This is a genomic window from Pseudomonas sp. 1L-E-NC-VB-C3 (assembly GCF_057291535.1).
Genome location: NZ_JBXAWD010000015.1, coordinates 88,193 through 110,471 on the forward strand (window position 1 = coordinate 88,193; position 22,279 = coordinate 110,471).

Consider the following 22,279-nt stretch of genomic DNA (forward strand, 5'->3'; position numbering starts at 1 on the left):
GTAGGGTAATTAACTTGCGCGTTATTTCTCCGTTAAATACAGTGACTCCATAACGAATAAAGAAAAATTCCTCATGATATTTTCAAGCGAGTTATTGAAGATAATGTGACCGTGCTTTTCAATTTGCTGTTGTATTGGCTCTAGAACATCTAGCAATAAATTAATGGCCGTAGTCATGTCATCATGGCCGTCATATGTCTTGCAAATGTTTTCAACGTGCGCACCGAAAATCTTTTTTGCGCGCCCATAGTAGACTCCGCCACTGTGAACTTGCTGGTTCCTTATGAAGTTTAAAAGTCTCCATATTGAGGAAAGTTGCGAGTTGTTAGTAATTAACTGACTCCGCCCTTTGAGGTCGTCGAAGAATGCTGCCTCCGTTCCATCACGCTTCAACTTTTCCATTAAACATTTTGATATGACGTCTTTTCCTCCCAGCATGAGGTTTCGTTCACCTGCTGGCTGATACCTGTCCTTATATAGCTTAGTGATTGCACTTTCAAATAGGAAGAAGTACTCTAAAAATGCGGAAGCATTTAGTGTTCTAATAACCAATTCTCGGTTGGAGATTCCATATGCTGTCGATTTGGACGCGAAGGAGTTGGAAATAAAGACCCTTGACTCATCCTCTTGGACGACTTTTCCGGGATCAATATGCATCGATTTGCAGTAAGTTTTGTAAGTTTTTGTTATCTCTGCTGATCTTTCAGGTATACCATTGATAAAGCCATCAATGTGATCATCTATCACTTTTTTTGGTTCATTAAACATCTCTGGCATCAAATTACATTGCGCAACAAGTGTTGATGTTGTGATCATCAAATACTGTGATATGAAAGTGTTGTAGTACTTCACCTTTTTATCAGTTAGCGGTTTTAAAGTACTAAAGAGAGCTGAAGTTAAAAGCAGCATAGAACCTCCATGTTGGGCGGCATACGTTACACGCCGGGTGAGTGACGTTAGGTAGATGGCTATGTATATCACATTGCTACCACGTCTTCAAATACCGACTTGGCCGAGTGCGCTGCGATTTTGGTGTGGAATGCAAAAAGGTGGTTTTAGCCAAATCTAGCTTCAATATTTGGCGGTATTTTTTTGCATTAATTGCTTTGTCCTTAACCTCGTTAGGAAATTGTGGATACCCTCTGCCTATTGCTTTACTGAACTGACTCGCGTTGCCGCCTTGCGGCGAGCTAGGGCCAAAGTGCTTCTACTTGTATAAAGTTATGCTGCGTGAGTCTTTACAATTGCTTGCACTCTTCCTACCGAAGATTATCGTCAGCTAGTTATGTGTCGTGGCCGGTAGCTGGGGGTGGTCAATGTCCGTAATGGCGGAAGGCAGAGAGCGCCTGCTATGGGCAGTTTTAGTCCGTTACGCGATTCCCGAGCACTGCCGTAATCGCATAATCGCATCTGTGATCGCTTTTGCATCAGTATCTAGCGTTTCCAGAGCCGCAATGGCGTTATCGACAACTTTGTTAGCGCCAGTTCCAGAGATCCACTGGGTGACTTCTTCTATCGTGGCACCTAGCGCATGCTGGTTGTGCAATAGCAGTGTCAGAACATCGGCCGTGATGATGTTGGAGTCTGAGTTACCAGGCATGTCGATTGTCCCTGAGTAAAAGATTAGGAAGGTTAAGATCTTTTCTTGGAAATCAAGGCTTTGCTTTTCGCAATGTCACGGAAAAGGAGAGATTCAAATTTTAACGATCTAAACGGATTAGCGGAGCAAGCCAATTTAGCAAGATGAGAAGTCATTGTGCAGTGCTTGAAAATTGTTACAACGCATCGAGCTCTAGGCACCTTAGACCACCGGGCCACGGTCCGATGGGCTTCCTTCACCGAATCCATCATCTGAGCCAGCCAGCGGCCGCTTTCGGCCGATACTGTTGAAAAAGTCGGCGTTAGTTTGCGTATCAGAAAAGTACGGGTTCGAGATTGAAATCTTTACTTCTGGCAGAGGTTTCCGGGCTCGGATTTCACGTGGCGGCGTGAAAAAAAGGCGCTTTCATCAGTCAATGATCAGGCCATTTGGACATACCGACTTTTTCAACAGAATTGGCCAGAAGCAGTCACTCGCTGCCATCAGAGTCATCCTAAGATTACTCCGCTAGCATCAATATCGTGATCTGTCCCCGGTATTTTTTACCGCTGAATCTGGTTATCAATCAAAAGCTGATCAGTGACAGGCTGGTTGAGGGCGCCTGTGGCGGCAAGGGCGATGTTTCTTGCCACGGCGTCAACTGGATCATCAAGCGTGCCAAGGAGTTGAAACTCAGACGCGCCAACGTAGCGGACCTTCTGTTCATCCTTGCCGGTGAAGGACTGCTCTTCTCCCGTCTTCCATGACGGCCTGGATCGAATCTCGCGCAACGTACCTCCATCTAATAACTTTGCCAACAGCAATACGTTCTTCCGGTTTCCAATTCTATTTAAGAGATAGCCCGTCCCAAGATTTTTGTCCCAGATTGGCTTCACCATTATCATGTGCAGCGTCTTGATTCCTCGACGTGCTAAATCCTGCATTACTTGCAACTGACCATTGTTAATGCCAAAAAAGAGTTTCCCTGAGTCTTTCTCAATACGCGGGTACTTGTGCTTCACCTCTAACTGCATGAGAGAGTTGTCTGGCCATCGCGCCAAGCTGTCAATGTCCCAGACACCTTCGAAAAAAGGTTGTATAGCACAGTTTTTAAACAACCGATGAAGAACGACCTGCTTAAAGAGATCATCGCTATAGTGGCTGGAAAGACCGGCCCAGAAGGCTTGCTGAGATCGATTCTCGTCAATCACCGAATCCGCTGGAATCCTGAACTGGGGAGACGACTGCTTTCGCTTTTTCATCATGAAAGACTGAATAGGGATGTTGGTTTGCTCTCCCCATTTCTTGATGAAGAAATCACGGCTCATCTCGTCGTAATAGCAATCAAACAGGAACTCAACCTTACCGGACGAAGGGGCCAGAAGATGGCGCAGGTCCGCTGCTGCTAGACCGGTCTCGGAGTGGTCCCACACCCACCAAGAGTTTACGAATTTCTGTTGTGAATTTTCCTTTACTGTCAGAGTCCTTACGAGAGAAACCGGTAAAATATCGATTCCTTGAGCAACCAGCTTGCCGAGGTACTCATTGAACACAGCCTCAATGACCAATCCTTCAAGCATTCTGCTCTTGTCAGACCGGATAAGTATTTCCTTTAGCTGCTCGATGTTGTCTAGGGGAATATCTCGGAGAGGCCCAAAAGTGGTCAGCAAGCTCATTTAGTGTGTCCTTGTACTAGACGTCAAAGCCGATTCCGGGGAGGACTGCGATCGGTCGAGAGGCGGCAATCCCGGGCGGTTGCTTTAGGTCGATAGCCGCCATTCGATTTACGGTCAAGCCATGATTCAACAATGAAAAAGCCCCGCATCGTTTCAAGTAATGCGGGGCTTTTTCGATGTATGTGGGATATGAATCCCGTACCAATTTCTGTACCAGTAACTGTGTATTAGCATGAATTTCTGGATTTTCCTCGGTGCTAAGCCCCTGATTTCATTGACCCTGAGAACCTATTGAATACCCCTAAACATGGCGGTGTAATTCTGTTCCAGTGTCACAGAGCTTTATTCCGTATGGGTTCTAGAGGAGGGACGGTTCCTGTCAGTACCAATCAGGATTTGGTCAAGCGCCCCGGCTTCGCTTCAGTCATGAATGTGATTGATCCAACGGGCATAAGTCGAAGCGGCATTTGCACGCTACGGCCAAACTGATTCGGGATGAAATCGAGGTTCATGCATGTCATGGGGCTTATGGTAGCGTAAGTATGCACGTAGTTGTATTGCCAGTTGGCCCTGATATTGAGTGCAGCAGGGGCCGCTTGGCTGCTGTTGCCAGTCATTCTTGCGTGTTAGACAAACTCAAAAATCTTGATTGGCAGCCCAAACACGGTAATCACTCAGCGCTTATAGGTGGGACATTGGATATTTGCGCCTCAATGACCACGATCGGCTTGTCGGAGAAGCGTGTCGTCATGCACCTGACTGGAGCGGCGCAAGCCGGGGGCGGACATCCGTGTGAGGTTCCCGCGACCCCTTGTGGAAGAGGTGGCTGTTGCACATGGGGGGCACTAGGTCTGCCAGGGGCGCATTGCGTTGCGCCCTCGGTCGAAATTGCAATCCCTGCGGAGCTTTAGCCGATTCGTGAGTGTCACCTTTCAGGGCAGGGAGACGCACCAGGATACCGACGGCGGAGTATTCGAAGCGATGAATTCTGACGAAGCTAAGCCCCTGAATAAAGGTTGGCCTTGTCTAGAACTGTGCCACGTTCCGCTGACAATCATTGAGGCAGCCCTCTTGAGGTCTGGGAAGTCTTACGACGGGATTGCGGCTCTCGGTAAAAGGACCGCGCTCGCGAGCGTGCGCCCGGCTCGTTGTTCAGTTCCCACGATTTTCCTTTAACGGAATCAGTCAACTGATGTGATCGGCGCTTCAATTGAACATAGAGGCTAAAGAAATACGTTATTCAAAATATTCCTTTTTGATAGCTGAATTCGGATGTTGCACTGACTCTCTAGCGCTGTTATAAAAAGACAAGACTAATGTCAAATATATTACTACAGCGAGCAATGCTTCCTTAGTGCTAAATTTATTCTTCAGATTTTTTGAGAAACCGTAAGAAATGGCGCAATAGCCTATCAAGTGAAATGGTAGGAAAAATCTGGTTTCTATCGCGCCTGGTGTGATCGCCAAAACAGGTAGCAACAATAAAACGAGCCAAGTGACTTTTGACAGTATTTGAGGCCAAGGATTTCGGCCCGTTTCAGATCTGGCAACCACGAGTACTAAGAAAAATGCACCTAGTACAGACAATGACAAGCTCGTAAAAGAACGGAAATTTCTATCCTTTGATGATGTTGATGTGTACGGGTCCGGATCTCTGACATCCATACCATTGATGAAATGCTTGGTATAAATTCGCAAAAACGAAAGCGGGTGATTGACAATGGCAGTAAGGATTTTTGGAACAGTAATAACGCCTTCGCCAAGATTTGCATTTTCAAATAAACGCTCGCCCAAAGGGTCTATGTAATAAATCGGATATATACCCCCGGTTTCTGAGTTGTATCCAGTCTCATACCTTTGTATGGTAACTCCCCACTTTAACTGATTGGCGTACAGCGAAGTATTTTTGTTATCCGTTATGACAAATGGTGACGGCGAGTTCAGGTGTTTAAAGTTGATTATTATCTGTGGCAACGAAGCAAAAGTCGCTCCGGCAATAAAAGAAGCTGTTAGCAGAAGTTTTTCGATGTGACTGTTTTTCTTCAGTAATAATGCCGGGATGATTGGGATTAAAATTAGTAATGGGAACAAATATATTGTTCTAATGTTGTAGGCGCCATAAGCGGTGATGCCTGCTAAAAACAAAAATAGAAACGATGAGGCCAGGTTTTTCTGTTTAGACGCTCTTAAGGCTAGGTAAAGGCTCGTCACGATCATGCATAGCGCCGGGAGATCACTTAGCGGATAGGCCATTAGACCTGGAAAAAATATCGCAACGAGAAGTGGTGGAAGTATTCGGCGGGAGATCGAGAGTTTCCCTCCGATAAGTCGTGTGAATACATAGGGTAACAATGTGGAAAAAATGTAGGAGAACAGTAGCGCTTGTATGACATAAAATCCAATGTAGCCGGACGAGGGCCACGAATTCGCTATAAATCTTGGAATGGCGAGCACCAGAGGATAAAAATATCCTCGCATGGTTTTTGGAAAATCCAAGTCTAGAATGAAAGAGCTGTAATGCCAGTAGGCGTTAGCATCGCCAACGAATTTAATAGCGCCTATGCAGAATTGGGTGGTGAAAATAATAAGTAAAGTTAAAAAAAATGCAGAAAGCTCTTCATGGTGCTTAAAGGCTTTAAGCATGGTTTTGATTTTAGAAGTATGTGGTTTCTTGTAACTGCCAGTGTCCATTCTTAATTTCCGGATGTTTTAATTTTAAACTCTGTAACGTGCTCGAGCTTTTAGGTGTTGGGCATGTGCTGGTAAATTCTACAGCATAAATTTCGGATTTATCGACCTACCATAAGTTTTGCCTGGAGCTTTTCTTTCTGAGGGAGGACGAATCGTCGCTTAGCAGTGCATGAAATGTTTCTCTCCGTACGCAGGATCCGATGCAGGTGGCCAAAAACTGGCCTGAGAGAAGAGTTGGTGGTTTGTCCTCATTTTTGTCAAAATAGATCAGCGCATCCAGAGAAAGCCGCTCGGGGAGCTGAATGTCCGCAGGTCTGTGCTCGAAACCGAGCGCGCTCAGTGGGTGGAGGAACAGCACTATGAATTTTGCTCGTGCAAGCCGCTCCTGTGATCATATTTCGCCGCAGATGCGAGGTGATCGATGGACAGGTGTCTAATAATCGGCCGACTATCAAAAGCAAAGTGAAGCTCACGCGGGTGTTGGAAGTTAGTGCTTCAAGCGTCTGCAATCATGTGCAGGGCGGTTGGGCGCCGTTCGGAATTGGTTTATCTTGAATTTTATTGGAATTTATTTCGTTCGGAAAGTACAATTCGCCAATTTTTTAGCCTTCGTTTTACAGCGCGATGTGCTGCTAATTATTTGACAAGGAAATAATTTAATGGGTTCTAGTGCTGCGCAAAATTTGAGTTCAAAGGAGGCTTTGTCGGAGAGGGAGAATAATCTTTATGTTCGACCTTTAAGTTATCGTCCCGATATCGATGGGCTGCGAGCGCTCGCAATTCTTGCTGTAGTTATATATCACGCGTTCCCGACCGTGCTCGCGGGTGGGTTTGTAGGTGTAGATATATTTTTTGTGATTTCCGGGTATCTGATATCCAATATTATATTCAAGGGTGTATCGACAAATAGTTTCAGTGTCTATGATTTCTACGTGCGGCGTGTGAGGCGTATATTCCCAGCGCTCCTGATAGTTCTGCTTTCGTCGTTTATCGCAGCCTGGGTGATCATGATGGGGGCAGAGTTTAAAGTTCTCTGCAAGCATATGATCGCTGGTTTAAGTTTTGTTCAGAATTTAATGATGTATTCCGAGTCGGGTTATTTTGACGCAACCGTTGAGACTAAACCTCTCATGCATTTGTGGTCATTGGGCGTCGAAGAGCAATTCTATCTCTTTTTCCCAATTTCTATAATCGTTCTTTCCAAAGTCGCATCTAGGTTGGCGTATGCAATAGCGGTAACATTCGTTGGCCTATGTTCATTTGGATTCGGCTTGCTTTATATCTCCGACACACCAGCGGGCGTTTTTTTTCTACCTCAATACCGGGTTTGGGAGTTACTGTTTGGTAGCTTGTTAGCTTACAATACGGTGTTCGGATCGCCCCATTCGTGTAAAATTCGATCTCAGGTTCTTCGTAATGCGGCCTCGTTTGTGGGTATAACATTCGTCGTTACAGCAGTATCTATTATTGATAAAAATAAACAATTTCCTGGTTATTGGGCGCTGCTTCCCGTCATAGGCTCAGCACTATTAATATTTTCAGGGCCTGACGCTTGGATTAATAAAAAAGTATTGTCGTCACGCTTCTTGGTCTTTATTGGCTTGATCAGCTATCCGCTCTACTTGTGGCATTGGCCGATATTCTCTTTTACTTACATTTTTTTCTCAGGCACACCCGACTTCCCACTGCGCAGTGCTATGGTAGTTTTATCTGTAGTTCTCGCATGGTTGACCTATAGGTTTATCGAAATACCTATGCGCCAAAAAATATCCGGTCGCACAGCGTTCAGACTTCTGATCTGCGGGGCTCTGGTGTTTATAAGTATTGGTGCGGCGACCATTTCTAAAAATGGGTTTCCATCTCGTCAAGACGAAAGAGAGCAGTTCGCGGAGTACTTTGCAAATGTAAAACCTGATTGGCAATATTTTATGAAACAGGACATTCCTGGTAAGTTCAGGTACGATTGTGACTGGTACAATATGGATGCTTTTCTCAAAGGTTCAGCCACAAATATTCCAGTTTCCAATATTGCAGAAAAATGTTTCAAGTCAGACAAATCCAAGAAGCTTGTTTTTTGGGGGGATTCACACGCGCAACAATATATTTACGGAGTGACACACGAGTTACCTAAAGAGATTGGGGTTCTCAGTGTGGCTACTTCCGGTTGTTTGCCTAACCTTCCGGAAATCGACGCTTCAACTACTGAATATTGCAAAAAATCCAATAAATTTGCGATTCAGACGATAAAGGATCAAAGGCCTAATGTGGTAATTATAGGTCAGGTACTCTGGCACGATGTCTCCGCCAGTCTCCCTCAACTCGCGACTGCATTGACCTCCTACGGCGTCAAGCATGTAATTGTTATGGGCCCAGTCCCGTTGTGGGACGGGAGGCTTAATCAGATCATATTACAGAGACATTGGGAGTCCACGCCGACTTACTTAAAAGATGGCGTCGTCCAGCATGTTCTTGATTCCGAAGCTGTGCTCAAAAGCAAGTATGGCGATGGGCAGGGTGGATTTCAGTATGTTTCGATGATTGACCTGTTGTGTACTGATAAAGGATGCAGAACTTATTTAGGTTCTGATCGAAAAACTGGAATGACTACATTTGATAATAGCCATCTATCTCCAGTTGCTTCTGTTTATGCTGCGCAGACGACGTTGGTTCCGTTGATAATGAAAGATATCGCAGAAGATAAATAGTTAGTACTTTTTTAGCCGGGCCCGCAGATATGCGGGCTTTTTACTATTGCCTTGGCTTTCTAGAACCGGGGTATGATTCTGTTCTAGATCTATCGAACTATCTGTGGAAGTTTTCGCAGCCCGCAAATTTGGTGTAACGCAATTATTCGTCGCGACCTTCCATCATCGTCCGTTTCAGCATCACATAAACCGCGCCGGCGCCGCCGTGACGGGCCTGGCAGGAGCAAAAGCCGAGGACTTGGGCGTGCTGGCGCAGCCAGGTGTTGACATGGCTTTTGATCATTGGCCGCTTGCCATCGAGGCGCACGGCCTTGCCGTGAGTCACGCGCACGCAGCGGATTTCGAATTTGGTTGCTTCGGCGAGAAAGGCCCAGAGTGTTTCCCGCGCCTTTTCCACGCTCATGCCGTGCAGGTCGAGGCTGCCTTCGAACGGGATCTGCCCGACCTTGAGCTTGCGCATCTGGCTTTCCTGCACGCCGTCGCGGGACCACATCAGTTCGTCTTCCGGGCCGACGTCGATCACGAACTGGTCGGACAAGCCATCAATGATAGTGGTGTCGCTGCGCACGGTGGCGGACTGACGCAGCTTGGCAATCTGCGCGCGGTCAGCCTTGGGTTTGCCGGTGTCGGCGCGGTCGTGCTTGATCGGCTTGACGCCCTGGATCGCACTTTTGAACAGAGAAAAATCGTCGTCTTGCATGTCAGCCTCCGCGAAGGGCGGCCAGTTTACCCAAGTCGACAGAAAACGGCCCGGCAAAAAGCCAGGCCGTTGGGTCAGTCGTGTTTTTTCATCAGATGCGGGGCCATGTTCAGTTCCCGCGATTGCCGTGCGCGACGGCGGCAGCGGCGCCACAGGGCAACGCCGAAATACAGAAACAGCAAGCCGACGGCGAGCATGATTGCCGAGCCCAGCGGTGATGCGTTCAGGTCACCCAGCGCCGGCGGGCGGCCGAGCAGGCTGGCTGCCCCGGCCATCGCCAGCAGCACGCCGAACGTAGCCAGAATGGCCGAGATCGCCGCGCCAAATCGAAAACGCCAGTTGCTTTGGCCTTTGGGCCGCAAACGGCGTGCGTCAAATCCATCGGATAACTTCATTCCGACCTTCCTCAATGGTATCGGCCCTTCGACCGGGAGTTGACCGGGTTGTTCCTGAGGCTATGGCATTTGCGGCAAATCAGCGGATATAGCGGATGAGCGGCGCCAATGCACCGCTCACAAGGGCAGGATCAGATCAGGTCCTGAGTCTTGGCCAGCGTGGCGAAGTTGTCAGCCATGATCGCCATTTCCGCTTCCTGCACGCGTTCGGCGCTGAGCACGCCGCCCTTGAACGGCAGATCGCGGGTCGCGCAGGCGTCTTCGACCAGAGTGCAGCGGAAACCGAGGTTCTTCGCCGCGCGCACCGTGGTGCTGACGCTGGAGTGACTCATGAAACCGCAAACGATCAGGTCCAGCGAGCCGAGGTTCTGCAGGCGCTCGAGCAGTTCGGTGCCATGGAACGCGCTCGGCAGCAGTTTGCCGATAATGGTTTCATCACCCTGTGGTTCCAGACCAGGGATGAACTCGCCACGTTCGCCCTGCGGGTCGAACAGGCCACCCACGGTGCCGAGATGACGCACGTGCACGATCGGCCGACCGGCGGCACGGGCTGCGGCAACCACTTGTTTGATGTTCGCGACGGCCGCGTCCATGCCGCTCAGGGCCAGCGGGCCACTGAGGTATTCCTTCTGGGCATCGATGATGACCACGGTGGCATGGCTCAGTGTGGCCGCTGCGTAACCGCGGCCGCTGAGTTGAAACATCGTTTTTGGAACGGACATTCTGGGGCTCCTCGGGGTGGGGCTTTTGCGACATTGTCCTCTGGCTGAGCGGTTCTGTGAATCGCTACCATCGTAGGCGCCGTCGTTCTTGGCCTGCAGCCTTGTCAAGTTACACGTTCCGTTCAATGCCTGATGCAAAAAAAAGAAATCTCCGACCGTTACCACGCGGTTTTTCCTGCGTCGTCGTCGCGCGTTTTGGCTGCTAGAATCGCCAGTCGTTTTTTCTGGAGTTCTACGCCGTGATCACTTCCCGACTTCGTACCCTGCGCGACCACATCCGTTGGGCCGTCAGCCGCTTCCATGGGGAGGATCTGTTTTTCGGTCATGGCACCGACAACGCCTGGGACGAGGCGCGCCAGTTGGTACTGGGCGCTTTGCACCTGCCTTGGGAAATCGCCGACAGCTATCTTGATTGCGCGCTGGAAGATGACGAACTGGTCAATCTGCAGCGCTTGCTCAAGCGCCGCATCGAGGATCGCGTTCCGACCGCCTATCTGCTCGGTGAAGCTTGGTTCTGCGGCATGTCGTTCATCGTCGACCCGCGCGTGTTGATCCCGCGTTCGCCGATTGGTGAACTGATCGAAAACCGCTTTGCGCCATGGATCGGCAACGAACCGGCGCGAATTCTCGACCTGTGCACTGGCTCCGGCTGCATCGGCATTGCTTGCGCTTACGAATTCCAGAATGCCGAAGTGGTGCTCGCGGATCTGTCGTTCGAAGCGCTGGAAGTGGCCAATCAGAACATCGAGCGCCATGGCGTCGATGAGCGCGTCTACACGGTGCAGGGTGATGGCTTCGATGGCTTGCCGGGTCAGCGTTTCGACCTGATCGTGTCGAACCCGCCCTACGTCGATGCGGAAGATTTCGCCGACATGCCGGACGAGTATCAGCACGAGCCTGAACTCGGTCTGGCCTGCGGTGATGATGGTCTGAATCTGGTCCGGCGCATGCTCGCCGAAGCGGCGGATCACCTGACCGAGAAAGGTTTGTTGATTGTCGAGGTGGGCAACAGCCAGGTGCACGTCGAGGCGTTGTACCCGGAAGTCGATTTCGCCTGGCTGGAGTTCCAGCGTGGTGGGCATGGCGTGTTCATGCTCACAGCCGAGCAGTGCCGCGCGCATCAGGCCCTGTTCGCCTCCCGCGTCTAAGGTTGTGACAGATCGTTCCCACGCTCCGCGTGGGAATGCATCAATGGACGCTCTGCGTCCGCTTTTGGGACGCGGAGCGTCCCGGGCTGCATTCCCACGCAGAGCATGGGAACGATCAGTACGCGCTCAAGCCCTCAGCGGTGCGTAGCAATCCAGATCAACAACCCCGCCTGAAACACCGCAAATGCCACCAGGCACGTAATGGTGAAACGCAGCCCGGCGTCTTCACGCTTGAACTTGCTGACTTTTTCTTCCTGCTTCTTCAGTTTCACTTCCTGCTCGGCCAGGTTCTGTTCGGCCTGCTGGAGCATCTGCGCGGCTTCAAGAATTTCGACGATCTGCAGCTTTTCGCTGTTCCAGTCACCGAGCAGATCACCGACCTGCACGGCCTTGATGCTGCCTTTCAAATGCTGGGCATCGGCGTAAGCCACATCGAAACCGTGCACGCGCAGGAAATGGTCGCGGCGCAAGCGAGTGTCTTCGTTGAGCGCGTCCTTGTTGTTCAGGTCCATGCCGTCGACGGTGTAGCCGGGCCAGCGTTTTTTCGCCCAATTGATGCCTTGCGCAGCCATGAAGCGGCCGATACCGCGATTCAGCGGTTCAATCTGCAAGCCGCTATCGGGACCGAAGCTCACCCGTTTGCTCGCGTGGTCGACCCACACATCCAGATGATTCTGCTCTTTGCGCACGCGCTGGTTGGGCAGCTTGATCGCCATGCGCATCAGGCTGCGCTCTTTGCTGTTGCGCTCGGCGTAACCGAATTCGACAAAGCGCAACGGCCGGCCGCCGGTATTGCGGTCGGTCTGCAGCGGCGCCAGGCGGAGCATCTTGTGGTGCTCGGCCTGAACGTCCGCCCACGGCAGTTCGACCGCTGGCGGTGCGTCTTTTTCAGCGCTGGTGTCGGGTGAAGTCTGGGTTTCAGTCATAACGGCGAGATCCTGTCCAAGCCCTGCTTGCCGTCAGACGTTGCGCTGGCGACAAAGGCTTATCGGCCGTTTTCTGTGAGGCTGGAGGGTAAAACGCAGTTAACTTGCACGAATTCCGTCAATAAATTCGATGACGGCGGCGCCCAGTTCGGCGGCCAGGGGCAAATTCGGGTCCTTGTAGGAGGCCAATTGCCGCTTCATGTCGTTGTGGACGATGCGCAGCACGTGATTCATACCGTCGATCACTGTCAGTTGCGCGTCCGGTTTCGCCGCCTTGAGCAGCTTCGCGTCCTCGGTGCCGACCTGAATGTCGTTGCTGCCCTGGACAATCAGCGCCGGCATTTTCAGCTGGGCAAAGGCTTGCGCCGGGTCCTGACGGAACAGCGAAATCAGGTACGGCTGCACGCTCGGGCGAAAGATCACCTGCAACGGTTGCGGCACGTTGTCATCGGTGTGGCCGGCCTTGAGGCTGTCGAGCAGTTCGTTGCTGCGCAGCATCAGTGGTGGCGGCAGGCTGCGCGCCAACTGTTCGCGGATGACCTGGTCGACCGGGCGCGCGCTGCCGGACAGCGAGATCACCGCCGCTGCGTCCAGCTTCGGCGCGGCGAGGCTGGCAATCAGCGCGCCTTCGCTGTGGCCGAGCAGAATCAGTTTGCCGAAACGCGGATCGGCCTTGAGCTTCTGCCCCCACGCCACGGCGTCCGCCGCATAGCCTTCTACAGACAAATCACGTTCATCGGGAGCGGTCGCCAGGCTTGCCGCAACGCCACGCTTGTCGTAGCGCACGCTGGCGATGTTGTGTTTGGCCAGCACCCAGGCCAAGCGCTTGAGGCTGTCATTGCGTCCGCCGTCGGGGTTGTTTCCATCGCGATCTGTAGGACCTGAGCCAGAAATCATCAGAACAATCGGCACCGGGCTGTCGGACTTGGGCAGCAACAGCGAACCGAAAAGTTCGCCGCTGCCGGTGTCCAGAGTGACCGGGCGCTGTAGGACTGTCGCTTGGGCAAAGCCGGTAAAGAGGGTAAGACTCAAGATCAGAACTCGCAGCATCATCACGCCATCATTGGTCAAGGTGCCGGTTGGACTCGCCAGCACCACTAAGGTTCGAGGATGAACTACTCGGTTAGCCTGCGTATACTGGCGCGCATCAAGAATTCGGGTTTGATTTCACGGAGCGTCCTGCATGTCCGGCAATACCTACGGCAAGTTGTTCACTGTCACCACCGCTGGCGAAAGCCATGGTCCGGCGTTGGTCGCCATTGTCGACGGCTGCCCGCCGGGCCTGGAGATTTCCCTGGAAGATCTGCAGCGCGACCTCGATCGCCGCAAGCCTGGCACCAGCCGCCACACCACCCAGCGCCAGGAAGCCGATGAAGTCGAAATCCTCTCCGGCGTGTTCGAGGGTCGCACCACCGGTTGCTCGATCGGCCTGCTGATTCGCAATACCGACCAGAAGTCCAAGGACTACTCGGCGATCAAGGACCTGTTCCGCCCGGCTCACGCCGACTACACCTATCACCACAAATACGGCGAACGCGATTATCGCGGCGGTGGCCGCAGTTCGGCACGGGAAACCGCCATGCGCGTGGCGGCCGGTGCGATCGCCAAGAAGTATCTGGCCAGTCAGGGCATCGTCATTCGCGGTTACATGAGCCAGCTCGGCCCGATCGAAATTCCGTTCAAGACCTGGGATTGTGTCGAAGAAAACGCTTTCTTCAGTCCTGACCCGGACAAGGTGCCGGAGCTGGAAGCCTACATGGATCAGTTGCGCCGCGATCAGGACTCGGTCGGGGCGAAGATCACCGTGGTCGCCGAAGGCGTGATGCCGGGTCTTGGCGAACCGATTTTCGACCGCCTCGACGCCGAACTGGCCCACGCGCTGATGAGCATCAACGCGGTCAAAGGCGTGGAGATCGGCGCCGGGTTCACCTGTGTCGCCCAGCGTGGTACCGAACACCGCGATGAACTGACGCCGGAGGGTTTCCTCAGCAACAACGCCGGCGGCATCCTCGGTGGCATCTCGTCCGGCCAGCCAATCGTTGCGCATCTGGCATTGAAACCGACCTCGAGCATCACCACCCCGGGGCATTCGATCGACGTGAATGGCAACCCGGTCGATGTGATCACCAAGGGGCGTCACGATCCTTGTGTCGGCATCCGCGCGACGCCGATCGCCGAAGCGATGATGGCCATCGTGCTGATGGATCACCTGCTGCGCCACCGTGGGCAGAACGCCGATGTGCGCGTGAGCACGCCGGTGCTGGGCCAGCTCTGATGGCCGCGCTCAAAGCCGTCGCGGCATAACCGGCGTGGCGGCGCTTCCTTACTGGCGGTTGTCCAGTTTCTATCTGTTCTATTTCGCCTTGCTCGGATCGACAGCGCCATTTCTGGCGCTGTACTTCGATCACCTCGGCTTCAGCGCCGCACGCATCGGCGAGCTGGTGGCGATTCCGATGCTGATGCGCTGCGTGGCGCCGAACATCTGGGGCTGGCTCGGCGATTACACCGGCAGGCGTCTGGCCATCGTGCGCTTCGGTGCGGTGTGCACGTTGCTGACCTTTTCGCTGATCTTCGTCAGCCAGACCTACGCCTGGCTGGCGATGGTCATGGCCCTGCATGCGTTCTTCTGGCATGCAGTGCTGCCGCAGTTCGAAGTCATTACCCTCGCGCATCTGCAGGGGCAAACATCGCGCTACAGCCAGATTCGCCTGTGGGGCTCCATCGGTTTCATCATCACAGTGGTAGTGCTGGGGCGGCTGTTCGAATGGCTGAGTCTGGACATCTACCCGGCTGCGCTGGTGCTGATCATGGCCGGTATCGTTCTCAGCAGCCTGTGGGTGCCGAATGCGCAGCCCGCGCAAGGCAATCGGCCGACGGGTGAGGGCTTCCTCAAGCAATTGCGTCATCCCGGCGTGCTGGCGTTTTATGCTTGCGTCGCGCTGATGCAGGTCAGCCACGGGCCGTACTACACCTTTCTGACTCTGCACCTTGAACGCCTCGGTTACAGCCGTGGCGTCATCGGTATGCTCTGGGCCGTGGGTGTGGTGGCGGAAGTGCTGATGTTCATGGCCATGAGTCGCATTCTGGCGCGCTTTTCCCTGCGCCGGGTGCTGCTGGCGAGCTTCCTGCTGGCGGCGTTGCGTTGGGTGCTGCTCGGTTCGTTTGCGGAGTTTCTCTGGGTGTTGTTGTTCGCCCAGGTGTTGCATGCAGCGACATTCGGCAGCTTTCATGCGGCTGCCATCGCTTTAGTGCAACGTAGTTTCGGCGCCCGCCAGCAAGGCCAGGGCCAGGCGCTGTATGCGGCACTGGCCGGCACCGGCGGGGCGCTCGGCGCGCTGTATTCCGGCTACAGCTGGAATGCCCTCGGCGCAACATTGACCTTTAGTATTGCCAGTCTCGCAGCGCTTGCCGCTGCCGTTATCATTGCCACATGTATGCAAGAGGACAGGCCATGAGCCTTAGTCGTGAACAGCTCGCCCAGCAGATCGTTGACGCCGGGCGTTTTCTATATGGCCGTGGCTGGTCGCCAGCTACCAGCAGCAACTATTCGACACGCCTGTCGCCGAGCGAAGCGCTGTTGACCGTATCGGGCAAGCACAAGGGCCAGTTGGGTGTGGATGACGTGCTCGCTACCGATCTGTCCGGCAATAGCCTGGAGCCGGGCAAGAAACCCTCCGCCGAAACCTTGCTGCACACCCAGCTCTACAGTTGGCGCGCGGAAATCGGTGCGGTGCTGCACACCCATTCGGTGAATGCCACGGTGCTGTCGCGCCTGACCCCGGAAGATTTCATCGAGTTCGAAGACTACGAACTGCAAAAAGCCTTCAGCGGTATTTCCACCCATGAATCACGGGTGCGTGTGCCGATTTTCGACAACGATCAGGACATTGCGCGCCTCGCCGCCAAGGTGCAGCCTTGGCTCGACGCCCATCCCGATTGCGTCGGTTATCTGATTCGCGGCCATGGTCTCTACACATGGGGCGCGCAGATGAGCGACGCGCTGCGGCAGATCGAGGCTTTTGAATTCCTGTTTGAATGCGAGTTGAAAACCCGCAGCGTCATGAACCGCCAAGGCTGAGTTCATCTGAAACAGCCTGTTTGCCTGATGCCATGCGGCGCCCGACCGGTCTTCAAGAGCCGGACGGCGCCGCCGCTACCGAGGAATTGCCCATGAGCAGCCTGTCCGTTTATCACGTTTCCAGCCCTGAGATTCCCAATAAGGTGCTGACCCATTTCGAAGATATCGCCTCGACGCTGGCCGAGCAGGGCGTGCGTTTCGACCGCTGGCAGGCCGCCGCGAAGATTCAGCCCGGCGCCAGTCAGGAAGAGGTCATCAGCGCTTATAAAGAGCAGATCGACAAACTGATGACTGAGCGCGGTTACATTACGGTCGATGTGATCAGCCTCAACAGTGATCATCCGCAAAAAGCCGAGCTGCGCGCCAAGTTCCTCGAAGAGCACCGCCATGGCGAAGACGAAGTGCGATTTTTCGTCGCCGGTCGTGGCTTGTTTACCCTGCATATCGACGATTACGTCTATGCCGTGCTTTGCGAGAAAAATGATCTGATCTCGGTTCCCGCCGGCACCAAGCACTGGTTCGACATGGGCGAGCATCCGCATTTCGTAGCGATTCGTCTGTTCAACAACCCGGAAGGCTGGGTTGCCAATTTCACCGGCGAAGACATCGCCGGTCGTTTCCCGCGTCTGGAGGACTGAAACCGTGTCGATCAAAGCCATCCTCACCGACATCGAAGGCACCACCAGCGCGGTGAGTTTCGTCTTCGACGTGCTGTTTCCCTACGCCGCCGAACATTTGCCCGACTTTGTGCGCCAGAACGCTTCGCGTGCTGATGTCGCCGAACAGCTCGACGCCGTGCGCCGAGACAGCAACGAGCCGCAGGCCGATGTCGAGCGGGTTGTTGAAATCCTCTTGAGCTGGATCGCTGAAGACCGCAAAGCCACGCCGCTCAAGGCGTTGCAAGGCATGGTCTGGGCGCAGGGCTATCAGGCCGGGCAGCTGAAAGGGCATGTTTATCCGGATGCTGTTGAAGCGCTGCAACGTTGGCATGCGGCCGGTTATCAACTGTTTGTTTACTCATCCGGCTCGATCCAGGCGCAGAAACTGATTTTCGGTTGCTCGGAGGCGGGGGATCTGACACCGCTGTTCAGCGGCTATTTCGACACCACATCAGGGCCGAAGCGTGAGGCGCAGTCCTACCGCAACATTCAACAGGCGGTGGGTGTTGAAGCCGATGAAATCCTGTTCCTCTCGGATATCGTCGAAGAGCTCGACGCTGCCCAGTCAGCCGGCATGAAAACCTGTGGCCTGGCGCGTGAAGGCGGTGAGTTGGCAGGACACGTGACGGTGGACAGCTTTACCGGGATCGAACCGGAAGCGTTCTGACCATTGCACACATCCCTGTAGGAGCTGTCGAGTGAAACGAGGCTGCAATCTTTCGATTTACGCATGAAATCAAGATCAAAAGATCGCAGCGTGCCGCAGCTCCTACAAAAATCATGCGCACATAAAAACAGGCCGTGAAGCGCATGCTCCACGGCCTGTTTTTGTTTAAAGCCAATTACAGCGAGTGATAGGTCGGCAGAGCAAAACGCTGCTGGCTCTGCAGCATCGCAATTTGCGGCAGCTCGCTGGCTTGTTCGGCCAGGTCGCGGCGGATCGCGCTGATCGCCCACGACAGTTGGTCACCGGCATGCAGTTGCTGATACGAGAGGGCGCGTTTGAAGACTTTGCCGTCGCTGCTACGCAGTGTGAGCAGGATGCCACCGTCAGGACGCGGGGCAGTGCTGACTTCGTAGTTGGAGAACAGCGATGTAAATTTTTCTTGAATCAGGCTCATGTCATCAGCTCCGTATGTACTTGAATGGCAAGCATGCGGAGGTAGTTGCAGCGTTTGTGCCAGTATTGATGCGAATAAATTCCCTTTAAAATCAACGAGTTGAAAGTAGTGCATTTTGCAGGCGTCGTGCAATCTGCATGAATGGCCATCGTGCATCCTGCATTTTGCGTGATTTTTCTCCGTACAACGGAACCAAACGTCCGTACCAGAATCCGCTCTTCCCCGGAGGCGCGACGGGATACAAATCATTGCAAAAACCGCGTGTACAGCCCCGCGAGCACTGACGTACTTTCCTTCTCGACCCATGGCGTAAACGCGTCGGTCGCAGTCATTACCCGATAACAAGAACAGCGGTCTGCACGTCAAGATCGAACGGGGAGCTTTCATGCGTCACGCACCAAGCGACACGATTACCTGGGGCATGATGCTCCGCAAACTGCCGATGATCGCCAAGGCCATCCCCCGGGTGGTCAAAGGCATGAAAGTGGCCAACGTTACGGATCCGACCCAAACGTGTGGCCTGGGCTGGACGTTCGAGCAGGCGACGCTGCGCAATCCCGATGGTGTGGCGTTATTGCAGGGCGACGTGGCGTTGACCTACACACAGGTCAACCAGTGGGCCAATCGCATTGCGCATTATCTGAGCGAGCAAGGTATCGGCAAAAGCGATGTGGTCGCGGTGTTCATCGAGAACCGTGCGGAATTACTGGTGACAATCCTGGCGCTGGCCAAGCTCGGCGCGGTCAGTGCGCTGCTCAACACCTCATTGATGCGCGACACGCTTGTTCACAGCATCAATCTGGTTGCGCCTGCGGCCATCGTGGTCGGGGAAGAACTGACCGCTGCCTATGCCGGCGTGCGTGATCAGGTAGCGATCGCAGCGCCCCGCACCTGGTTTGTCGCTGATCAGGACACATACAGCCACCCGGGCATCGCGCCCGAGGATTACGTCAATCTGATCAGCGCCAGTGCTGACGCCAGCAGCGATAACCCGCCGAGCAGCGCGCAAGTATTCTTCGACGATCCGTGTTTCTACATCTACACCTCCGGCACCACCGGTCTGCCCAAGGCCGGGGTTTTCAAGCACGGACGGTGGATGCGCAGTTCGGCGAGCTTCGGCATGATCGCCCTCGATATGCGCCCGGATGATGTCGTTTACTGCACCTTGCCGCTGTATCACGCCACAGGTCTGTGCGTGTGTTGGGGATCGGCGATCAACGGCGCCTCGGGTTTCGCCATCCGCCGCAAATTCAGCGCCAGCCAGTTCTGGAATGATGTGCGCCGCTATCGCGCGACCACCATCGGCTATGTTGGCGAATTGTGCCGCTACCTGGTCGAGCAACCGGTCAGCGTCGATGACAGCCGTCACGATGTGCGCAAGATGATCGGCAATGGCCTGCGTCCTGGTGCTTGGGCCGAGTTCAAATCACGTTTTGCGGTGGAGCATATCTGTGAGCTGTACGCGGCCAGCGACGGCAACATCGGTTTCACCAACATCCTCAATTTCGACAACACCGTCGGGTTTTCCCTGATGGCCTGGGAACTGGTCGCTTACGACCATGACAGTGGCGAGCCGTTGCGCGGCGAAGATGGTTTCATGCGCAAGGTCGGCAAGGGCGAGCAAGGCCTGCTGCTGGCGCGGATCGACGAAAAAGCGCCGCTGGACGGTTACACCGATCCGCAGAAAACCGCCCGCGTCGTATTGCACGATGTGTTCAACAAGGGCGATCGCTTTTTCAACACCGGCGACCTGCTGCGCAACATCGGTTTCGGCCATGCTCAATTTGTTGATCGCCTCGGCGATACGTATCGCTGGAAGGGTGAAAACGTGTCGACCACCGAAGTCGAGAACCTGTTGCTGCAACATCCATTGATTGCTGAAGCCGTGGCCTACGGTGTCGAAATCCCCAACACCAACGGGCGCGCCGGAATGGCCGCCATCACTCCTGCGGAATCCTTGGCCACGCTGGATTTCGCTGAATTGCTGAGTTTCGTCCGGCAACGTATGCCGGCTTATGCCGTGCCGTTGTTCCTGCGGGTGAAAGTGAAAATGGAAACCACCGGCACGTTCAAGTACCAGAAGACTCGCCTGAAAACAGAAGGCTTCGATCCCGGCCTCACGGGCGATGACCCGATCTTCGCCTGGCTGCCGGGCAGCGAAACTTATGTGCATGTCAGTGAGCAAATCCTCGCTGAAATTCAACAAGGCAAACATCGGTATTGAGCGTGGCTATCGGGACGCTCGGAAAAAACCGAGTGACAGGCACCGTCGCGCTCGGGAAACTGTCGGCTTCCGATAGACCGAAATGGAGTGCCACATGTCTGACCAAAGCCGCCAGATGACCCCTGAAGAAGCTGCCGAATTCACCGAGCAGGTTTTCAACAAGGCGCGCGACGGTGATGCCGAGATGCTTGATCGCCTGGTCACCGCCGGGCTGCCGGTGAACCTGAAAAACAGCAAGGGCGACACCTTGTTGATGCTCGCCAGCTACTACGGCCATGTTGATGCGGTGAAGGTTCTGCTTAAACACAAAGCCGATCCGGAAATGCGCAATGGCAACGGCCAGAGCCCGATTGCCGGCGCCGCGTTCAAAGGCGATCTGGCGGTGGTCAAGGCGCTGGTTGAGGCGGGCGCCGAGATTGAAGGTTCTTCCTTCGACGGCCGCACGGCGCTGATGATGGCGGCGATGTTCAATCGCGTTGAAATCGTCGATTACCTGATCGGCCAGGGTGCTGACCCGAGAGCCAAGGACGCCAATGGCGTGACCGCGCTGGATGCGGCGCGGACCATGGGTGCAGTCGATACCACTGCGCAGCTGGAAAAGTTGTTGGCCTGATAAACGATCAAAAGATCGCAGCCTGCGGCAGCTCCTACACTTGATGCGTTCGCCAAGTGAACGCAGGACCTGTAGGAGCTGCCGAAGGCTGCGATCTTTTGCTTTTCTGCGCTATTCTTCGCGCCCGAAATTCTACTGTCACTACAGGATCCGCCCTCATGAAAGCCGCACTCGTCGAACTCATCAGCAAAATCAGCTCCGGCTGCATGGGCGAGGACGAGATCCTGAAAGTGGCCGACGAAGCCGCGCAGGCCTACGCCGATGCCAATGCTTTTCTGGCCGCCAATCCGGACATCAACTACGACGACACATTCCCGATCCCGCTGGGTGAGTGGGTAGTGGTCGGCAGCCTGCCGGAAACTGTGCTGTTCCAGGCCGATACCTATGTCGATCTGTTCGCACAAATCGTTGCTTCGTTTGGCCCCGGTGTGGATTTCAACCTCAAGCCCAAGCAACTGGCCAAGACCGAAGCACTGACCGCACTCAACCGCATCCAGGTGCAGATGAGCAGCCTGAACAAGGAAAACGGCGGTTACACGTTGATGAACTTCAGCCAGTTGCTCGACGATGAATTGCAAATGGTCCTGGTCTACGGCAACGACGTACCCCGCGTGCTGGAGTTGTGCGCCGAGGTCGGCATCGCCGCTGCGCCGGCACTGGAAGCCTTGAAGGTCGCTGTTCACGTCTGAACGCAATAAAAGGGAACCCTGCGCGCGACCGTCTATCCTAAAAGTGCATGCCACTATTCTGGAGCGACACCATGGGTTCCACGTTCAACGGTCTGATTGGCCTGATCATCCTTGCCCTCGATATCTGGGCCATCATCAATGTGCTCAAAAGCGGCGCCTCCACCGGGATGAAAATCGTCTGGGTGTTGCTGATTATCCTCCTGCCGGTGCTGGGCCTGATCATCTGGGCGATTGCCGGGCCACGGGGTAACGTCCGGATCTGAGCTGATTTTCGATCACACTGTTATCCCTGTGGGAGCGAGCCTGCTCGCGAAGACGTTGTGTCAGTCGCCATCACCGGCAACTGATGCTGC

21 protein-coding genes are annotated in these 22,279 nt (G+C 53.9%); 11 read left to right on the forward strand and 10 right to left on the reverse strand.

Annotation, left to right across the window (positions count from 1 at the left end):
* Positions 1 to 21: 21 nt before the first annotated feature.
* From AC0Z5Z_RS22250 to AC0Z5Z_RS22265, 4 genes are all read right to left on the reverse strand, one after another.
* Complete coding sequence (locus AC0Z5Z_RS22250; RefSeq protein ID WP_485611657.1) at positions 22 to 909, reverse strand: hypothetical protein; 888 nt, start codon at positions 907 to 909, stop codon at positions 22 to 24.
* A 460-nt stretch (positions 910 to 1,369) separates the two neighbouring features.
* On the reverse strand, positions 1,370 to 1,600 hold the full coding sequence (locus AC0Z5Z_RS22255; RefSeq protein ID WP_485611658.1) for a hypothetical protein: 231 nt from the start codon (positions 1,598 to 1,600) through the stop codon (positions 1,370 to 1,372).
* A gap of 542 nt (positions 1,601 to 2,142) precedes the next feature.
* A complete protein-coding gene (locus AC0Z5Z_RS22260) occupies positions 2,143 to 3,255 on the reverse strand; it encodes a hypothetical protein (protein WP_485611659.1) in 1,113 nt (370 codons plus the stop codon).
* 1,236 nt (positions 3,256 to 4,491) lie between these two features.
* Positions 4,492 to 5,946 (reverse strand): hypothetical protein, encoded by a 1,455-nt coding sequence (locus AC0Z5Z_RS22265; RefSeq protein ID WP_095180810.1) that lies wholly within the window; start codon positions 5,944 to 5,946, stop codon positions 4,492 to 4,494.
* Between the two features lie 659 nt (positions 5,947 to 6,605).
* Here AC0Z5Z_RS22265 and AC0Z5Z_RS22270 point away from each other — a divergent pair.
* Complete coding sequence (locus AC0Z5Z_RS22270) at positions 6,606 to 8,651, forward strand: acyltransferase family protein (RefSeq protein ID WP_095180811.1); 2,046 nt, start codon at positions 6,606 to 6,608, stop codon at positions 8,649 to 8,651.
* 142 nt (positions 8,652 to 8,793) lie between these two features.
* On the opposite strand, the gene AC0Z5Z_RS22275 is transcribed toward AC0Z5Z_RS22270, so the two are convergent.
* From AC0Z5Z_RS22275 to AC0Z5Z_RS22285, 3 genes are all read right to left on the reverse strand, one after another.
* Positions 8,794 to 9,351 (reverse strand): Smr/MutS family protein, encoded by a 558-nt coding sequence (locus AC0Z5Z_RS22275; protein ID WP_016773770.1) that lies wholly within the window; start codon positions 9,349 to 9,351, stop codon positions 8,794 to 8,796.
* Positions 9,352 to 9,425: 74 nt separating this feature from the next.
* Positions 9,426 to 9,746, reverse strand: a complete 321-nt coding sequence (locus AC0Z5Z_RS22280; protein WP_041479344.1) for a hypothetical protein — start codon at positions 9,744 to 9,746, stop codon at positions 9,426 to 9,428.
* 131 nt (positions 9,747 to 9,877) lie between these two features.
* Entirely contained in the window at positions 9,878 to 10,468 is a 591-nt protein-coding gene (locus AC0Z5Z_RS22285) for a cysteine hydrolase family protein (protein ID WP_016773772.1), read from the reverse strand.
* 239 nt (positions 10,469 to 10,707) lie between these two features.
* Between AC0Z5Z_RS22285 and prmB the strand changes: the two genes are divergently transcribed.
* Positions 10,708 to 11,616 carry a 50S ribosomal protein L3 N(5)-glutamine methyltransferase gene (gene prmB, locus AC0Z5Z_RS22290; protein ID WP_016773773.1) on the forward strand — a complete coding sequence of 303 codons (909 nt, stop codon included), beginning with the start codon at positions 10,708 to 10,710 and terminating at the stop codon, positions 11,614 to 11,616.
* A 134-nt stretch (positions 11,617 to 11,750) separates the two neighbouring features.
* Here prmB and AC0Z5Z_RS22295 read toward each other — a convergent pair whose 3' ends face one another.
* Together AC0Z5Z_RS22295 and AC0Z5Z_RS22300 are read right to left on the reverse strand one after the other, a co-directional pair.
* Positions 11,751 to 12,542: a hypothetical protein gene (locus AC0Z5Z_RS22295; protein ID WP_125918579.1), complete on the reverse strand. Its 792-nt coding sequence runs from the start codon at positions 12,540 to 12,542 to the stop codon at positions 11,751 to 11,753.
* Between the two features lie 99 nt (positions 12,543 to 12,641).
* A complete protein-coding gene (locus AC0Z5Z_RS22300) occupies positions 12,642 to 13,595 on the reverse strand; it encodes an alpha/beta hydrolase (protein ID WP_485611668.1) in 954 nt (317 codons plus the stop codon).
* Positions 13,596 to 13,725: 130 nt separating this feature from the next.
* Here AC0Z5Z_RS22300 and aroC point away from each other — a divergent pair, with 130 nt between their 5' ends.
* The 5 genes from aroC to mtnC all read left to right on the forward strand — a co-directional run bounded on the left by aroC (position 13,726) and on the right by mtnC (position 17,946).
* A complete protein-coding gene (gene aroC / locus AC0Z5Z_RS22305; protein ID WP_095180813.1) occupies positions 13,726 to 14,817 on the forward strand; it encodes a chorismate synthase in 1,092 nt (363 codons plus the stop codon).
* Between the two features lie 34 nt (positions 14,818 to 14,851).
* Positions 14,852 to 15,997, forward strand: coding sequence for an MFS transporter (locus tag AC0Z5Z_RS22310; protein WP_485611660.1), 1,146 nt, complete (start codon positions 14,852 to 14,854; stop codon positions 15,995 to 15,997).
* Positions 15,994 to 16,620, forward strand: a complete 627-nt coding sequence (locus AC0Z5Z_RS22315; RefSeq protein WP_024012225.1) for a methylthioribulose 1-phosphate dehydratase — start codon at positions 15,994 to 15,996, stop codon at positions 16,618 to 16,620. The genes AC0Z5Z_RS22310 and AC0Z5Z_RS22315 overlap by 4 nt, the downstream gene beginning before the upstream one ends.
* A gap of 92 nt (positions 16,621 to 16,712) precedes the next feature.
* Positions 16,713 to 17,258: a 1,2-dihydroxy-3-keto-5-methylthiopentene dioxygenase gene (locus AC0Z5Z_RS22320; RefSeq protein WP_038861971.1), complete on the forward strand. Its 546-nt coding sequence runs from the start codon at positions 16,713 to 16,715 to the stop codon at positions 17,256 to 17,258.
* Between the two features lie 4 nt (positions 17,259 to 17,262).
* Positions 17,263 to 17,946 carry an acireductone synthase gene (gene mtnC, locus AC0Z5Z_RS22325; RefSeq protein WP_056784055.1) on the forward strand — a complete coding sequence of 228 codons (684 nt, stop codon included), beginning with the start codon at positions 17,263 to 17,265 and terminating at the stop codon, positions 17,944 to 17,946.
* 175 nt (positions 17,947 to 18,121) lie between these two features.
* On the opposite strand, the gene AC0Z5Z_RS22330 is transcribed toward mtnC, so the two are convergent.
* Positions 18,122 to 18,400 (reverse strand): DUF3509 domain-containing protein, encoded by a 279-nt coding sequence (locus tag AC0Z5Z_RS22330; protein ID WP_016773780.1) that lies wholly within the window; start codon positions 18,398 to 18,400, stop codon positions 18,122 to 18,124.
* A 385-nt stretch (positions 18,401 to 18,785) separates the two neighbouring features.
* On the opposite strand from AC0Z5Z_RS22330, the gene AC0Z5Z_RS22335 reads away from it, so the two are divergent.
* The 4 genes from AC0Z5Z_RS22335 (at position 18,786) to AC0Z5Z_RS22350 (ending at position 22,189) form a co-directional block, all read left to right on the forward strand.
* Positions 18,786 to 20,624 (forward strand): long-chain-acyl-CoA synthetase, encoded by a 1,839-nt coding sequence (locus AC0Z5Z_RS22335; protein ID WP_485611661.1) that lies wholly within the window; start codon positions 18,786 to 18,788, stop codon positions 20,622 to 20,624.
* Between the two features lie 94 nt (positions 20,625 to 20,718).
* Positions 20,719 to 21,237 carry an ankyrin repeat domain-containing protein gene (locus AC0Z5Z_RS22340; protein ID WP_056784059.1) on the forward strand — a complete coding sequence of 173 codons (519 nt, stop codon included), beginning with the start codon at positions 20,719 to 20,721 and terminating at the stop codon, positions 21,235 to 21,237.
* A 158-nt stretch (positions 21,238 to 21,395) separates the two neighbouring features.
* On the forward strand, positions 21,396 to 21,926 hold the full coding sequence (locus AC0Z5Z_RS22345) for a hypothetical protein (protein WP_056784060.1): 531 nt from the start codon (positions 21,396 to 21,398) through the stop codon (positions 21,924 to 21,926).
* 71 nt (positions 21,927 to 21,997) lie between these two features.
* Positions 21,998 to 22,189, forward strand: coding sequence for a PLDc N-terminal domain-containing protein (locus AC0Z5Z_RS22350; RefSeq protein WP_016773784.1), 192 nt, complete (start codon positions 21,998 to 22,000; stop codon positions 22,187 to 22,189).
* Positions 22,190 to 22,279: the final 90 nt, after the last annotated feature.

Coding starts and splice junctions, on each gene's coding strand:
- AC0Z5Z_RS22340 (WP_056784059.1), top strand. CDS start 20,719: ATGTCTGACCAAAGCCGCCAGATGACCCCTGAAGAAGCTGCCGAATTC.
- AC0Z5Z_RS22275 (WP_016773770.1), bottom strand. CDS start 9,351: ATGCAAGACGACGATTTTTCTCTGTTCAAAAGTGCGATCCAGGGCGTC.
- AC0Z5Z_RS22250 (WP_485611657.1), bottom strand. CDS start 909: ATGCTGCTTTTAACTTCAGCTCTCTTTAGTACTTTAAAACCGCTAACT.
- AC0Z5Z_RS22350 (WP_016773784.1), top strand. CDS start 21,998: ATGGGTTCCACGTTCAACGGTCTGATTGGCCTGATCATCCTTGCCCTC.
- aroC (WP_095180813.1), top strand. CDS start 13,726: ATGTCCGGCAATACCTACGGCAAGTTGTTCACTGTCACCACCGCTGGC.
- AC0Z5Z_RS22315 (WP_024012225.1), top strand. CDS start 15,994: ATGAGCCTTAGTCGTGAACAGCTCGCCCAGCAGATCGTTGACGCCGGG.
- AC0Z5Z_RS22280 (WP_041479344.1), bottom strand. CDS start 9,746: ATGAAGTTATCCGATGGATTTGACGCACGCCGTTTGCGGCCCAAAGGC.
- AC0Z5Z_RS22265 (WP_095180810.1), bottom strand. CDS start 5,946: ATGGACACTGGCAGTTACAAGAAACCACATACTTCTAAAATCAAAACC.
- AC0Z5Z_RS22335 (WP_485611661.1), top strand. CDS start 18,786: ATGCGTCACGCACCAAGCGACACGATTACCTGGGGCATGATGCTCCGC.
- AC0Z5Z_RS22345 (WP_056784060.1), top strand. CDS start 21,396: ATGAAAGCCGCACTCGTCGAACTCATCAGCAAAATCAGCTCCGGCTGC.
- AC0Z5Z_RS22255 (WP_485611658.1), bottom strand. CDS start 1,600: ATGCCTGGTAACTCAGACTCCAACATCATCACGGCCGATGTTCTGACA.
- AC0Z5Z_RS22320 (WP_038861971.1), top strand. CDS start 16,713: ATGAGCAGCCTGTCCGTTTATCACGTTTCCAGCCCTGAGATTCCCAAT.
- AC0Z5Z_RS22260 (WP_485611659.1), bottom strand. CDS start 3,255: ATGAGCTTGCTGACCACTTTTGGGCCTCTCCGAGATATTCCCCTAGAC.
- AC0Z5Z_RS22295 (WP_125918579.1), bottom strand. CDS start 12,542: ATGACTGAAACCCAGACTTCACCCGACACCAGCGCTGAAAAAGACGCA.
- AC0Z5Z_RS22330 (WP_016773780.1), bottom strand. CDS start 18,400: ATGAGCCTGATTCAAGAAAAATTTACATCGCTGTTCTCCAACTACGAA.
- AC0Z5Z_RS22300 (WP_485611668.1), bottom strand. CDS start 13,595: ATGATGCTGCGAGTTCTGATCTTGAGTCTTACCCTCTTTACCGGCTTT.
- AC0Z5Z_RS22285 (WP_016773772.1), bottom strand. CDS start 10,468: ATGTCCGTTCCAAAAACGATGTTTCAACTCAGCGGCCGCGGTTACGCA.
- AC0Z5Z_RS22270 (WP_095180811.1), top strand. CDS start 6,606: ATGGGTTCTAGTGCTGCGCAAAATTTGAGTTCAAAGGAGGCTTTGTCG.